Source organism: Mesorhizobium sp. M0478, assembly GCF_040321305.1.
Classification (GTDB): Bacteria; Pseudomonadota; Alphaproteobacteria; order Rhizobiales; family Rhizobiaceae; genus Mesorhizobium.
This window is the reverse complement of the sequence record NZ_JAMYRH010000021.1, coordinates 31,209-45,590: the sequence shown is the minus strand read 5'-3', so window position 1 is coordinate 45,590 and position 14,382 is coordinate 31,209. Positions and strand designations below refer to the sequence as shown.

General features: G+C 63.4%; 13 protein-coding genes. 3 read left to right on the top strand and 10 right to left on the bottom strand.

The window, feature by feature from the left end; genetic code table 11:
* Positions 1-19: 19 nt before the first annotated feature.
* Together NKI64_RS30420 and NKI64_RS30415 are read right to left on the bottom strand one after the other, a co-directional pair.
* The gene (locus NKI64_RS30420) at positions 20-796 is read right to left on the bottom strand and encodes an anti-sigma factor family protein (protein ID WP_352671806.1); all 777 of its coding nucleotides are present in this window, start codon (positions 794-796) and stop codon (positions 20-22) included.
* A complete protein-coding gene (locus tag NKI64_RS30415) occupies positions 793-1,326 on the bottom strand; it encodes a sigma-70 family RNA polymerase sigma factor (RefSeq protein WP_023752287.1) in 534 nt (177 codons plus the stop codon). Before NKI64_RS30415 ends, NKI64_RS30420 begins: the two co-directional genes overlap by 4 nt.
* Before the next feature lie 175 nt (positions 1,327-1,501).
* Between NKI64_RS30415 and NKI64_RS30410 the strand changes: the two genes are divergently transcribed.
* The 3 genes from NKI64_RS30410 (at position 1,502) to mazG (ending at position 4,154) form a co-directional block, all read left to right on the top strand.
* A complete protein-coding gene (locus tag NKI64_RS30410; protein WP_352671803.1) occupies positions 1,502-1,939 on the top strand; it encodes a DUF3592 domain-containing protein in 438 nt (145 codons plus the stop codon).
* 129 nt (positions 1,940-2,068) lie between these two features.
* Entirely contained in the window at positions 2,069-3,253 is a 1,185-nt protein-coding gene (locus tag NKI64_RS30405; RefSeq protein ID WP_352671858.1) for an amino acid aminotransferase, read from the top strand.
* Positions 3,254-3,329: 76 nt separating this feature from the next.
* Positions 3,330-4,154 (top strand): nucleoside triphosphate pyrophosphohydrolase, encoded by an 825-nt coding sequence (gene mazG, locus NKI64_RS30400; protein WP_023688462.1) that lies wholly within the window; start codon positions 3,330-3,332, stop codon positions 4,152-4,154.
* 6 nt (positions 4,155-4,160) lie between these two features.
* Here the strand turns inward: mazG and hflX are convergent, their stop codons facing one another.
* The 8 genes from hflX to dusB form a co-directional block, all read right to left on the bottom strand.
* On the bottom strand, positions 4,161-5,552 hold the full coding sequence (gene hflX, locus NKI64_RS30395) for a GTPase HflX (RefSeq protein ID WP_023708495.1): 1,392 nt from the start codon (positions 5,550-5,552) through the stop codon (positions 4,161-4,163).
* Entirely contained in the window at positions 5,553-5,798 is a 246-nt protein-coding gene (hfq, locus tag NKI64_RS30390; RefSeq protein ID WP_006202172.1) for an RNA chaperone Hfq, read from the bottom strand.
* 145 nt (positions 5,799-5,943) lie between these two features.
* On the bottom strand, positions 5,944-6,804 hold the full coding sequence (locus NKI64_RS30385; RefSeq protein ID WP_023736657.1) for a D-amino-acid transaminase: 861 nt from the start codon (positions 6,802-6,804) through the stop codon (positions 5,944-5,946).
* 102 nt (positions 6,805-6,906) lie between these two features.
* Entirely contained in the window at positions 6,907-8,268 is a 1,362-nt protein-coding gene (gene ntrX, locus NKI64_RS30380; RefSeq protein ID WP_023668929.1) for a nitrogen assimilation response regulator NtrX, read from the bottom strand.
* A complete protein-coding gene (locus tag NKI64_RS30375) occupies positions 8,258-10,534 on the bottom strand; it encodes a sensor histidine kinase NtrY-like (protein WP_023736658.1) in 2,277 nt (758 codons plus the stop codon). Before NKI64_RS30375 ends, ntrX begins: the two co-directional genes overlap by 11 nt.
* Positions 10,535-10,678: 144 nt before the next feature.
* Positions 10,679-12,136 (bottom strand): nitrogen regulation protein NR(I), encoded by a 1,458-nt coding sequence (gene ntrC, locus NKI64_RS30370; RefSeq protein WP_023710528.1) that lies wholly within the window; start codon positions 12,134-12,136, stop codon positions 10,679-10,681.
* The gene (locus NKI64_RS30365; protein ID WP_023688458.1) at positions 12,133-13,278 is read right to left on the bottom strand and encodes a two-component system sensor histidine kinase NtrB; all 1,146 of its coding nucleotides are present in this window, start codon (positions 13,276-13,278) and stop codon (positions 12,133-12,135) included. Before NKI64_RS30365 ends, ntrC begins: the two co-directional genes overlap by 4 nt.
* A complete protein-coding gene (dusB, locus tag NKI64_RS30360) occupies positions 13,275-14,303 on the bottom strand; it encodes a tRNA dihydrouridine synthase DusB (RefSeq protein WP_286487392.1) in 1,029 nt (342 codons plus the stop codon). The genes NKI64_RS30365 and dusB overlap by 4 nt, the downstream gene beginning before the upstream one ends.
* Positions 14,304-14,382: the final 79 nt, after the last annotated feature.

Below are 14,382 nucleotides of genomic sequence, written 5' to 3'. Positions count from 1 at the left end.
TCTCAGTAAAGTGTCCTGATCAGTAAAGTGTCTTGGCAAGCGTCTCGGCGGCGCGGTCGAGGTCGTGGACATCGCTGCGCGCGACGACCGCGTACGCGACCTCGCCGATCTGGAAATAGGCAGAGGAGATGTCGCCGGAGGGCGCGATGGCAGGCTTGACCACGTCGAAGGTTCCGGGGCGGATCGCAAACAGCGAGACCAGCCCCATATCCTTCGTCTCCAGCGCCACCTCGACGCTCGGCCCGAAGCGCGACGGATAGATCTGCACGTCGCGGACCTTCCAGTCCTTGGGCAGCGATGGCATGACGATTGCGGTGGCGGCGCGGATTTCGTCGCCATTGTAGTTGGGCGCCTCCAGCTGCGAGGGCATCGCCTCGCGCATGAGCGTCGTCTTGTGCGCCCGGATCGCTTCTTCGACATAGGCGGGCGGCGGCGGCGAAGCCACGACCTTGGTCACCAGCAGCGGCCCGAAGAGGCCGTTCGCCAGCCAGCCGGCAGCGACAAAGACGGCGACCGCGGCCGCCCGCTGCAGCACGGCGAGGACGCGGCGACTGGCCAGCCCCCTGCCCAGCCGGCGCGCGACTTCAGTCGTCGCCGGCCGCGCCATTCCTGTGGAAGCAGCCAGCGCCAGGCGCAGTTCGTCGCGCGTCCTCAAGTCGGACATCACCCGCGCCGCAGCCTCCGGACGAACCGAGAGGAACGCCTCGACCTCGATGCGGCGCGCGACATCCAGCTGGTCGTCGACATAAGAATCGAGATCGGTATCGGTCACCGGGTCCCGCAACAGGTCGGTCATGACGGGTCTCCCACGATCCTCAGATGGCTTTTGGCCGGCGAAGGTGCAGCGTTTTCCATCTCGCGCAGTGCTGCGCGCGCCCTGCCGATGCGCGACATCAGCGTGCCCAGCGGCACCCCGCTGGCGTCGGCGGCCTGCTGGTAGGAAAGGCCCTCGATGGCGACCAGATGCAGCGCCGAACGCTGCTCCTCCGGCAGACTGAAAAAGGCCTCGCGCACCTGCGCCAGTCGCACGGAATGTTCCTGAGGCGCCGGCGTGCTGGCATCGGTGAGATAGCCGGCCTGCTCGACACGCGCTGCTTCCGACCGGCGCGAGCGCATCTTGTCGATGAAAGCGTTGTGGACGATCGACAGCAACCATGCCCGCAGATTGCCGCCCGAGCGGAATGTGTCGCGCCGCTCGTAGGCGCGCACCAGCGCATCGTGCACCAGATCCTCGGCGTCAGTGCTGTCGCGCGTCAGCGAGCGTGCGTAGCGCCTGAGCGAACCCAGCTGTCCGACAATATCGAAGCGTGGCATCGACCGTTTCATGCCCCGTTTACGAAACAGGCGGGGATCTTAATCCATCGCCACCAAAACTTTTTTGCGTCGCCACAATAGGCATCATGCAATCAGAAGTCCGCTGCGCACTTACCCATCTCCCGTGCGGCAGATGTTTGCTTTATGGATGAAGTCTAGCCTTATCCGTCTGTCCCAGGAGCAAAAGATGGCCAATGGTAGTCGTGTAACGGGTTTTGCAGCGTTGCCGATCGTCGGCAGGGTGTTCATCATCTTTGGCATTGTCGGAATGATCGCTTCCGGCGTGCTGGCCATCGTCGAGATGTACGGCCCTCGTACCGCTTCGGCGACAGGCAGGATTGTCGCCGCCGAATACAATCCCCGCATCGAGTTCTCGACCGCCGACGGCACCGTTATCCGCTTCAACAATGCCGTCCACAGCTCGTTCTGGGGTGATGGCGACAGCGTCCCTGTCGCTTACGACCCAACCAATCCGCAAAATGCCTCCGTCGACAGCTTCGCCGGACGCTGGTTCCTTGCCGGGCTGGCCGGCATGCTCGGCGGTTTCTCCCTGCTGACCGGCATCGGTCTCGCCGTGATTGGACGGGTGCTTATCCGGCGGATTGGAATGAACCCGTCGCCATAGCCGCCGACCCCTGCCGTACAGACAAAGCTTGGCGTAACGGTCCAGTACGCTAGCGGACTGGCGCAGATGGAAGCACTGGCGAAACGCGGCCGCTTTGCGTATTACTCCGCCGCCATTGGAGCCGTATTGATGTTCGAGACCCTGCAACCTGCCCCGGCCGACAAGATCATCGCCTTGATCGGCCTCTATCGCGCCGATCCGCGCCCCGGCAAGATCGATCTCGGCGTCGGCGTCTACAAGGACCGCGACGGCAGGACGCCGGTCATGCGCGCCCTGCGCGAGGCCGAGAAGCGGTTGCTGCAGGACCAGGACACCAAGACCTATCTCGGCCTTGCCGGCGACACCGGCTTCAACACGGCGATGGTCAAGCTGGCCTTCGGCCCCGCTGCCGACATGACGCGCATCCGCGCCGCGCAAGCGCCTGGCGGTTCCGGCGCGCTGCGGCTGGTGGCGGAGCTGTTGAAGCGGACCCGCCCCGACGCAACCGTCTGGCTGTCGGACCAGACATGGCCGAACCACCCGCCGGTGATGCGCGGGGCCGGCCTCAAGGTGCGCGATTATCCCTATTTCGATGCCGTTTCCGGCGCGGTGCGCTTCCACGAGATGCTGGCAACGCTTGGCGCAGCCGAGCCCGGCGATATCGTGCTGCTGCATGGCTGCTGCCATAACCCGACCGGCGCCAATCTCGATATCGCGCAATGGGCCAGCGTCACCGATCTTGTCGTCGAGCGCGGGCTGTTGCCCTTTGTCGACATTGCCTATCAGGGCTTTGGCGAAGGCCTGGACGCCGATGCGGCCGGCTTGCGCCTTCTCGCGGGCAAGGTGCCTGAAATGGTCGTTGCCTCGAGCTGCTCGAAGAACTTTGCCGTCTACCGCGACCGCGTCGGCGCGGCGATGATCCTGGCGAAGGATAGCGCGCAAGCCGATGTCGCGATGAGCCAGATGCTGGCGGCGGCGCGCGCCATGTATTCGATGCCGCCGGACCACGGCGCCGCCGCCGTGCGCACGGTGCTGGAAGATGATGGCCTTCGCGCCGACTGGGAGGCGGAGCTGGAGGAGATGCGGCTGCGCATGCTGAGGCTGCGGGTCCAGTTCGCCGACGCGCTGCGCCGGCAGTCCAACTCCGACCGCTTCGACTTCATCGCCAGCCATCGCGGCATGTTTTCCAGGCTTGGCCTGACCGAGGCGCAAGTCGAGCGGCTGCGTGCCGAGTGTGGCGTCTACATGGTCGGCGACAGCCGCATCAACGTCGCCGGCCTGCCCGAGGACGGCATGGATGACCTCGCCAAGGCGGTTGTGTCGGTACTCGGCTGAAGCTCGCTGTGGACAATCTCCCCTCTCCGGCTGACGCCGTTGGCCGCACGACAGGCAGCGGGATAGCATTCGCCGCATGAAACCTTCGCGCGACATTTCCCGGCTGATCGAGATCATGGCGGCGCTCAGGGCGCCGAAGACCGGCTGTCCCTGGGACATCGAGCAGGATTTCTCGACCATCGCGCCCTATACGATCGAGGAAGCCTATGAGGTGGCGGACGCCATTGCGCGCGGCGATCTCGACGATCTGCGCGACGAACTCGGCGATCTCCTGCTGCAGGTCGTCTACCACGCGCAGATGGCTGAGGAAGCCGGCGATTTTGCCTTCGGTGATGTGGTCGAGGCCATCACCACCAAGATGATCCGGCGCCATCCGCATGTCTTCGGCGACGAGAAGGCGCGCAGCGCCGGCATGGCAAAGGGCATGTGGGAAAAGATCAAGGCTGAGGAAAAAGCCGAAAAGCGAAGTGCGCGCCTCGCCCGCGGCCTCGACCCCGAAGACCATGGCAAGGGTTTCCTGGACAGCGTGCCCGTCGCCCTGCCCGCTTTGACTCGTGCGCTGAAGCTGCAGGAAAAGGCAGCGCGTGTCGGTTTCGACTGGAGCGAGGCAGCACCCATCCTCGACAAGATCGAGGAAGAGATCGGCGAGCTGCGCGAGGCACTGGCTAAGGGCGAAACGGCTGAGATCAAGGACGAATTCGGCGACATGCTGTTTGCCGTCGTCAATCTGGGGCGTCACCTCAAGCTCGATTCGGAAGCGGCGCTTAGCGGCACCAACGAAAAGTTCCGCTCGCGCTTCCACTATGTCGAGCGCGCGATCGATGCATCGGGAAGCACGCTCGAAAAAGCCACGCTGGACGAGATGGAAGTGCTCTGGCAGCAGGCCAAGGGCGTGAAATAATCAGGCTTACTGCCTGTTTTTGCGGTGCAATCGGCTTTCGATCTCTTGCCGGGCGGTGTGCGTGGCCTTGAGTGCGATGGTCGCGCTGCCATCCTCATTGTCTACCCGCGAAACGACGTCGCCATTGCGGTATAGCCAGTCGACAAGGCCGAACTGCGGCGGTTCGATCGTCACCGTCAATTCCTCGAGTTCGCCCGACATCCTGGTCTCGATCAGCGCCTTCAGCGCATCGATGCCTTCGCCGGTGACCGCCGAGATGGCGATCGGCGGCGCCTTGTTGGCGTCAGTGCCGTCGGCGAGCAGGCGCTCCCGGTTGCCGTCGTCGAGAAGGTCGACCTTGTTCCACACCTCGATGACCCGGTTCGCATCGCCAGCGTCGACACCGAGATCGGCAAGGATGCGCTCGACGTCCTCGGCCTGGGCGGCCGTATCCGGATCTGAGATATCACGCAAATGGATGACCAGATCGGCCTCGACGACCTCTTCCAGCGTGGCGCGGAAGGCGGCGACCAGATGCGTCGGCAGGTCCGAAATGAAGCCGACTGTGTCCGACAGGATGATCGGCGTGCCGTGCGGCAGGCGCACGCGGCGCAGCGTCGGGTCGAGCGTTGCAAACAGCATGTCTTCGGCCAGCACGTCGGCCCCGGTCAGCCGGTTGAACAGCGTCGACTTTCCGGCATTGGTGTAGCCGACAATCGCCACCACCGGGAACGGCACCTTCTTGCGCTTGGCGCGGTGCAGGTCGCGGGTGCGGCGCACCGTTTCCAGCTCATGCTTGAGCTTGATGATTTTTTCCTGCAGCTGCCGCCGGTCCGACTCGATCTGGGTTTCGCCGGGGCCGCCGAGGAAGCCGGCTCCGCCGCGCTGGCGTTCAAGGTGGGTCCAGCTCCGCACCAGGCGGCCCTTCTGGTAGTTGAGATGGGCAAGTTCGACCTGCAGCGTGCCCTCCTTGGTCCGCGCGCGCTCGCCAAAAATCTCCAGGATCAATCCGGTGCGGTCGAGCACCTTGGCATTCATTTCTTTTTCGAGATTGCGCTGCTGCACCGGCGTCAGCGGATGGTCGACGATGACCACCTCCGCGTGACCCTCTTTGACGATCTCGGCGAATTCCGCGACCTTGCCGCTGCCGAGCAAGGTTGCCGGGCGTGGATCGTTGACGGTGACCACCGCCGTGTGGATCAGATCCAGGTTGATGGCGCGGGCAAGGCCGACCGCTTCGTCGTGGCGCGCATCCGCCGAACGCGTCAGCCGTGGACGGTTCGTTTCGTCATCGTTGCGCTGATGCCGGGTAAGCACCGGCACAATGACAACCGCCCGGGTCGGACCTGTGGCTTCCGTCCCGGAATTATGTGCTGGTTTCCCGCGGACGCCGCGGTCCGCGTCTTTTTCACGTGCCAATCAGGCGCCCTGGCTTTCCTCGCCATCGAACATCTGAACCGGCTGGCTCGGCATGATCGTGGAAATGGCATGCTTGTAGACGAGCTGGGAGTGGCCGTCACGGCGCAGCAGAACACAAAAATTGTCGAAGGAAGTGACCACGCCGGTCAGCTTGACGCCGTTGATGAGAAAGATGGTGAGTGGATTTTTGCTCTTGCGAACAGAATTCAGGAACAGGTCCTGAAGGTTTTGCGATCGTTCCGCCATTGTTCTTGTCTTTCGCCGATCCCCTTCGGTTTGCAGGCTAATGCGCCAAATTAGCGGGCACATGTCAAGCTTGCAAACACCCCCTTGCCGTCAGTAACGACAAGCAGAACGAGATATATTGATGTGCAGTCCGTCTGTGCGGTTATCAGGCTGGACTTTTTTCCGCAACGTCAAAAAAGGCTTGCCGCAATGAAAGTGTTATCGAACCGGGGTGCCCATTGGCGACCGCGGCACCGTCGATTGCCACGACCGGCATGGCGATTGTCGTTGCCGAACTGATGAAAGCTTCTCGCGCAGCCTTGGCTTCAGTGACTGAAAAACCGCGCTCCTCGATCGTCAACCCGAGCTTTGCCGCCACTTCGAACATGGTCGTGCGGGTGATGCCGCGCAGGATGCCATGCTCCGCCGGCCGGGTGACCAGAACGCCGTCCCTTGTAACGATCCAGGCGTTAGACGAGCCGCCCTCCTTGACGTTGCCATCGGTGTCGACGAACCAGGCTTCCTGGGCGCCGGCCTCCTTGGCTTTCTGCTTGGCCAGCACGTTGGGCAGCAGGCCGGTGCTCTTGATGTCGACCCGGTCCCAACGGTTTTCCGGCACGGTGATGACCTTGATGCCCGCCTCGGCTCGCTTGGCGGCCGCCGCCGGGTCGGCCTTTCTGGCCGTAATCACCAGCGATGACGGTGTATCGGCCGGGAAAACGAAGTCGCGGCTGGCAACACCGCGCGTAACCTGGACATAGACCAGGCCGTTGACGACGTGGTTGCGCCGGACGATTTCGCGCAGAAGAAGCGGCAGCACGCCCTTGGTGACCGGCCAGTCGATCGACAATTCGCTAAGCGAGCGGTTCAGCCGGGCAAGATGGCGCGGCATGTCGACGACAAAGCCCTGCGCCACCTCGCAGACCTCGTAGACGCCGTCGGCGAATTGATAGCCGCGATCCTCGATATGCACGGCAGCGTCGGCATGGGCGACATAGCGCCCGTTCACATAGGCAATGCGCGGCATGGGTCACCCCTCAGAACAGTCTCGCTATTTCTAGGCGATTCCGCCGCTGCCGTAACCGGCAATTGCACGGGCCACGGCCCGCTGGACCAACAACAATGGGGATCAGACCCCCAGCGACTTCAGTTTCCGGTGCAGCGCCGAGCGCTCCATGCCGATAAATTCCGCCGTCTTCGAGATGTTGCCGCCGAAACGGTTGATCTGGGCGATCAGATAGTCCTTCTCGAACTGTTCCCGCGCCTCGCGCAGCGGCAGCGCCATGATGTGCTGGTCGGACTGGTTCGGCGTGCGCGGCATGACATCGCCGATCTCCGACGGCAACAGGTCGGCGGTGATCGGCGCATCGATATCGTCGCCACGCGCCAGGATCATCAGCCGTTCGACATTGTTGCGCAGCTGGCGGACATTGCCCGGCCAGTTGTGCGCCTGCAGCACGGCAAGCGCATCGTCGCCGATGCGGCGCGGCTTGATACCGGCCTGGCGCGCGATCTGCTTCATGAAATTGTCGACGAGGTAGGGAATGTCCTCGCGTCGCTCGGCCAGTCCCGGCACCATGACCGGAACCACCGCCAGGCGGTGATAGAGGTCTTCGCGAAAACGGCCGTCGGCGATCATCGCCTCCAGGTTCTGCGAGGTCGAGGAGATGATGCGGACGTCGACCTTGACCCGCTTCGTGCCGCCGACCCGCTCGAACTGCTGTTCGACCAGCACGCGCAAAATCTTGTTCTGCGTCTCGCGCGGCATGTCGGCCACTTCGTCGATGTAGAGAATGCCGCGGTGCGCCTCTTCAAGCGCGCCGACCTTGCGCTCGGTGCCGTTCGATTCGGTGCCGAACAGCTCGATCTCCATGCGCTCGGGCGTGATGTTGGCCGCGCTCAGCGTCACGAACGGCGCGCCCTTGCGCGTCGACAGCGTGTGGATGGCGCGCGCGGCGAGCTCCTTGCCCGAACCGGACGGACCGATGATCATGACGCGGCTGTTGGTCGGCGCAACGCGCTCGATGGTCTGGCGCAGCTGGCTCATCGCCGACGACATGCCGATCAAGTCGAAAGTTTCGCCGCTGCGCTGCTTGAGGTCGGACACCTCGCGCCGTAATTTCGAGGTTTCGAGCGCCCGCTCGGCGATCAGGATCAGCCTGTCGGCCTTGAACGGCTTCTCGATGAAATCATAGGCGCCGCGGCGGATGGCCGACACCGCTGTCTCGATATTGCCGTGGCCGGAGATCATCACCACCGGCAGGCTCGGATGCATCGTCTTGATCTCGTCGAGCAGCGCCAGCCCGTCGAGGCGCGAGCCCTGCAACCAGATGTCGAGGAAAATCAGCCGCGGCGCCCGGTCGGCGATTGCCGCGAGCGCGCTGTCGGCATCGAATGCCGTGCGGGTTTCATGCCCTTCGTCGCTCAATATGCCCGCGACGAGTTCACGGATGTCTTCCTCGTCATCGACGATGAGAATATCAGACGCCATTACCGACCTTTTCAGTTTCTCGTTCGTGTTCCGTTTCGCCTTGACCGCGTGGCGGCGCTGGCGGCAGGATGATCGAGATCATCGCGCCGCGTCCACCGTGGAAATCCGCGGGCGCATCGTGCAATTCGAGCCGCCCGCCATGGTCCTCCACGATCTTCTTGACGATGGCGAGACCGAGCCCGGTGCCCTTCTCGCGCGTCGTCATGTAGGGCTCGAGCAGCCTTTGGCGATTCTCGCGCGGCAAGCCTTTGCCATTGTCGATGACGTCGATTCTGATCGCGCCATTCTGACGGGCAGCTTGAATCCGGATTATGCCGTGCGAACCGTCCTTTTGTTCCAGCCCGTCAATCGCCTCGGCCGCGTTCTTGATAACGTTGCCGAAAGCCTGCGCCATCAATCGGCTATCGAAAGTGCCCTTGAGCGGCTCGTTGCCGAACACGCGTTCGAAAGCAATGTCGGCGCGGCTGACTTCGACCAGGAACGACGCCTCGCGCAGCGATTCACGCAGATCGATGGCTTTCATCTCGGGCTTGGGCATGCGGGCGAAAGCCGAGAATTCGTCGACCATGCGGCCGATATCCTCGACCTGCCGGATGATCGTGTCGGTGCACTGGTCGAAGATCTCGCGGTCCTCGGTGATGACCTTGCCGAAGCGTCGCCTGATGCGCTCGGCCGAGAGCTGGATCGGCGTCAGCGGGTTCTTGATTTCATGTGCGATACGCCGCGCCACATCCGCCCAGGCCGACGAGCGCTGTGCCTGGACCAGATCGGTGATGTCGTCGACAGTCACGACGTAGGATTTCTCCTCCTCGCCGTCGTCGCCGGCCTCGATGGTGATCTGCACGTTGAAGGTACGCTCGGCGCCGGTGCGATAGAAGGTGACCTGCTCGCGATAGACCGGCTTGCCGGATTTGCGGCCGATCTCGAAGACACGGCCGACATGCGGCAGCACGGCGGACAGGTTCTGCCCCAGCGCCGCCGTGGCCGATATGGCCAGCATCGTTTCGGCCGATTTGTTGACGATGGAGACGATGCCGTAGGGATCGACGCCGATGACGCCGGCGGTGACGCCGGCCAGCACCGCTTCCGAGAAACGACGCCGTTCGTCGATCAAATCCTTGGCCGACAGGATCTCGTTGCGCTGCGATTTAAGCTCCAGCAGCATCTTGTTGAACGTATCGCCAAGCGAGGCGACATCGCCGTCGGAAGGCCGTACCGGCACGGCGACATCGAGATTGCCGGTCGCAACCTCGTCAGCCGCGCCGATGAGCTGACGGATGGGCCGCACCAGACGGTCGGCCACCGCTATGCCGGTCCAGATGGCCGACAGGATGATGATCAGCGTCAGTGACAGATAGGGCAGCGCGAACGCCACCTGCGACGTCCGCCTGTTGTCTTCCAGGCCGCGATATTCGGCGGTGTTGGACTGGACGATCGCCCTCGCCTTGATCACTTCGGGGTCGACCAGGCGATTGGTGTAGAGGTAGAGGCCTTCGATCTCCCGCAGCTTGATGATGGCGCCCATGATGTTGCGCGTCTTCGGCTCGATCAGCACCGGTTTGCCGTCGGCCGCGGCGCTGACCGCGCCCTCCGGCGGTGGCGGCATAGAGAAATCCGCATCGGTCTTCGCGCTCATGACAAAGGAGCCGTCTTCCCTGACCAGCGCCGCATGCACCAGGCTCCTGCCGACGGCCTCCTTGTTCATCAGGTCGAGAAAGCCGGTTCGATCGAGGCCGTAAAGCGTGCGCGACGCATCGAGATCGTAGGCCATCGACAGCGTCGTGCCCTGAAGATTGCGAGCGTTTTCCTGCACATAGGCGTCGGCGATCGACAGCGACGAGTTGACGATCGCCTTGGTGCGAATCTCGAACCAGCGGTCGAGGCCGATATCGAGCGTGATCGAGGCGATGATGGCCACCATGATGGCGGGGATGGCCGCGACCAGCGCAAACATCGTCACGATGCGCACATGCAGCCGCGACGCCGCCTTGCCGTGCCGGCGCGCCATGGTGATGCGATGCACCTCGCGGCCGACCAGAGCAATCAGCGCCAGCACAAATAAGGCATTGGCCGCAATCAGCGTCAGCGTTGTGTTTGCGTCTGGCGTGATCGGCGTGGCGCCGACAAGAATCGCAAACGAGATTGCCGCCGTAACCAGCGCGCCGGCAATTGCCACAACGCCGGGCAACGCAAGCAGCCGCCGTCCATCTCTCTGGCCGGGTCTGCTGAAAAGCGGTTCGTTTGATGTCAGAGCTTGCGAAGCCATGTCGCCGTCTAAGAGCCAGTGATTGCGTCGGATGTATGCAACGCATTGTGGCGATTATGCAACAAGTGTGGCCGTGACGGAAATCTTTCGGCCGCCGATCCCCTGAAAAGGGGATGACCTCGCGTCACTTCGGGCGCCAGGCGCTCATGATCTCGACGATTTGTAGACGTTGACGCCCAGCTCGCGAATCTTCTTGCGCAGTGTGTTGCGATTCAAGCCGAGCAATTCGGCCGCCTTGATCTGGTTGCCGCGCGTTGCCGTCATGGAAGCGAGCACCAGCGGATATTCGACCTCGGACAAGATGCGCTGATAGAGACCTGCCGGCGGCAACTCACCGGCGAAAGAGGCAAAATAGCGCTGCAGGAAGTGCTCCACCGCCTGCCCGATGGACAGATCGTCCGGGATCAAATTGCCGCCGCCGGGAACGACCGGTCTTTCGCCTGTCTTCAGCTCGGCTTCAATGATCTCGGCTGATATTTCGTCCTGCGAATAGAGCGCCGCAAGCCGGCGCACCAGGTTTTCCAGCTCGCGCACGTTTCCCGGCCACGGATAGCGCTTCATCAATTCGATGCCGCCGGTCGAAATGCGCTTGGTCTGCAAGCCTTCGCTGGCGCCGATCTTGAAGAAATGCCGCACCAGATCGGGAATGTCTTCCGATCTCTCACGCAAACCCGGCAGCCGAAGCGGCACGACATTCAGGCGATAGAACAGATCCTCGCGGAAAAGCCCCTGGTTGATCAGCGTGCGCAGATCCTTGTTGGTGGCGGCGACGATGCGCACATCGGTCTTGATCGGGGTGCGCCCGCCGACCGTGGTGTATTCGCCCTGCTGCAGCACGCGCAGCAGCCGCGTCTGCGCCTCCATCGGCATGTCGCCGATCTCGTCGAGGAACAGCGTGCCGCCCTCGGCCTGCTCGAAGCGGCCGGTCGAGCGGTTCTGTGCGCCGGTGAAGGCGCCCTTCTCGTGGCCGAACAGCTCCGATTCGATCAAATCGCGCGGGATCGCCGCCATGTTGATGGCGACGAACGGACCGCCGCGGCGACGGCCATATTCGTGCAACGCGCGCGCCACCAATTCCTTGCCGGTGCCGGACTCGCCCGAGATCATCACCGTCAGGTCGGTCTGCATCATGCGCGCCAGCATGCGGTAGATGTCCTGCATGGCGGCCGACCGGCCGACCAGCGGCATCGCGTCAGGCTGTTCTTCCGGTCGCGTATCGATCTTCGGTCGGCGCGGCTCTGACAGCGCCCGGTTGACGATGTTGAGCAGTTCGGTCAGGTCGAACGGCTTCGGCAGATACTCGTAAGCACCTGTTTCGGAAGCACGAATCGCCGTCATGAAAGTGTTTTGCGCGCTCATCACGATGACCGGCAGCTCGGGGCGCGCCTTCTTGATGCGCGGCAGCATGTCGAAGGCGTTCTCGTCCGGCATGACAACGTCGGTGATCACCAGATCGCCCTCGCCCGCCGCCACCCAGCGCCACAGCGTCGAGGCGTTGGAGGTCACGCGCACCTCATGGCCGACGCGCGACAGCGCCTGATTGAGCACGGTGCGGATGGCCGCATCGTCGTCGGCGACGAGAATATTGCCGCGAACCGTCATTTGCGGTCTCCTTCGCCTTCATCATCGGCAGTGTCGATGGGTGTTTCTTTCCAGGCCGGCATCAGGATTCGGAAGGTGGTGCCGCGCGGCGTCGAATCGCATTCGATGATGCCGCCATGCTCGCCGACGATTTTCGCCACCAGCGCCAGGCCGAGCCCCGACCCGTTCGGCTTGGTGGTGATGAACGGATCGAACAGGATCGGCAGAATGTCTTCCGAAACGCCGGACCCATTGTCGCGCACGCAGAATTCAAGCGGTAGCGACACGCGGTCCTGGGTTCCGGGAACGGAAACGCGGATGCCCGGCCTGAACGCGGTCGACAGCACGATCTCGCCCTGCGGGTCGCCGCCGATCGCCTCGGCAGCGTTCTTGACCAGGTTGAGAAACACCTGGATCAGTTGGTCGCGGTTGGCGAAAACCGGAGGCAATGATGGATCATAGTCCTCCAATATCCTGATTCTCTTGGCAAAACCGTTCTTCGCGATTGCCTTCACATGGTCCAGCACGACATGGATGTTGACAGGATAGCGGTCGATTGGTCGCTCGTCGGAAAACACTTCCATGCGGTCGACGAGGGAGACGATACGATCGGTCTCGTCGGTGATGAGGCGGGTCAGCGCGCGATCCTCGTCGGACGCCGAGAGTTCGAGCAGCTGTGCGGCGCCACGTATGCCGGACAGCGGGTTCTTGATCTCATGTGCCAGCATGGCGGCAAGGCCGGTGACCGAACGCGCGGCACCCCTGTGTGTCATCTGCCGGTCGATCTTGTCGGCCATCGAGCGTTCCTGGAACATCACCACGATCGAGCCTGGGAATTCCGGCACCGGCGCGACATAGAGATCGACGACCTTCTCGATGCCGAGACGCGGCGACGACACGTCGACACGGTATTCGTTGACCGGCGCACGGCGCTCGCGCACCTGGTCGACCAGTTGCAACAGCGGGCTGCCGAACGGGATCAGTTTGGACAGTGTGTTGCGTGCCAGCATGTTGGCGCTGGAGCGGAAGAAGTCTTCCGCGTCGGCATTGGCGTAGGTGATGAACCCATCGGGATCGACCATGATCACCGGACGGCGGATGGTGTTGAGCACGATATGGGCAGCATTTGCCATCTCGGTGCCCGGTGCAGCAGGCGCGTTCATGCAGCGCTCCGCATGGATGCGGCCTCGCCCCCGCCGGAAAACACCTCACGCAGCACGGCCATGACGCGGGCGGGCTCGAACGAGGTGAGGATGGCTTTGCGCCCTTCATTGGTGACGCCCACAGCGTGGCGATCGAGATACCAGCCGAGATGCTTGCGCGCCTGGCGCAAGCCGCTTTCGACGCCGTAAAGCGTCAGCATGTCCTCGTAGTGGGAAACGATGTAGTCGGCCATGGCTTGCGGGCTTTCCGGCACGCCGGAGAGCGCGTCGCCCGCAGCCGTCGCCGCAATGCGGCCCGCCGTCCATGGCGCGCCATAATGCGCGCGGCCGATCATCACCGCGTCGGCGCCCGACTGTTCAAGGATTTCGGCGGCCTCCGCGGGCGAGCACACATCGCCGTTGGCGACCACCGGGATCGAGACGGCGTCCTTGATGCGGGCGATGGCGCCCCAATCGGCCTTGCCTTGATAAAACTGGCAGCGCGTGCGCCCATGCACGGTCACCATTTTAACACCGGCCTCTTCGGCGCGGCGCGCCAAGACGGGTGCATTGAGCGCATTGTCGTCCCAGCCGAGCCGCATCTTGACCGTGACCGGCACCTGGACCGCGCCGATCACCGCTTCGATCAGCGACAGCGCGTGGTCGAGATCGCGCATCAGCGCCGAGCCGGCATAGCCGCCGGTCACCTTCTTGGCCGGGCAGCCCATATTGATGTCGATGATGTCGGCGCCCTCGCCGGCAGCGATGCGCGCGCCCTCGGCCATGTGCTCGGCCTCGCGGCCGGCAAGCTGGACCATATGGACGGGCAGCCCGGAATGACGGATGCGCAGGTCGCAGCCGGCCCTGCCCTTGGCAAGCTCGCCGCTCGCCACCATTTCCGACACGACCAGGCCCGCGCCATGCGCGTAGGCGCGCTGCCGGAACGGCTCGTCCGTTATTCCCGACATGGGCGCGAGGAAGACGCGGTTGCGGATCGTCACGCCGCCAATGTCGAGCGGCGAAGCCAATTTTGTCACTTCAGGCATGCACAAAAACCAAGCATATCGGATTGCTGCACATTCTCTAGCCATAAGAAAGGCATTGTGCAACGCGCAATGACGTCAC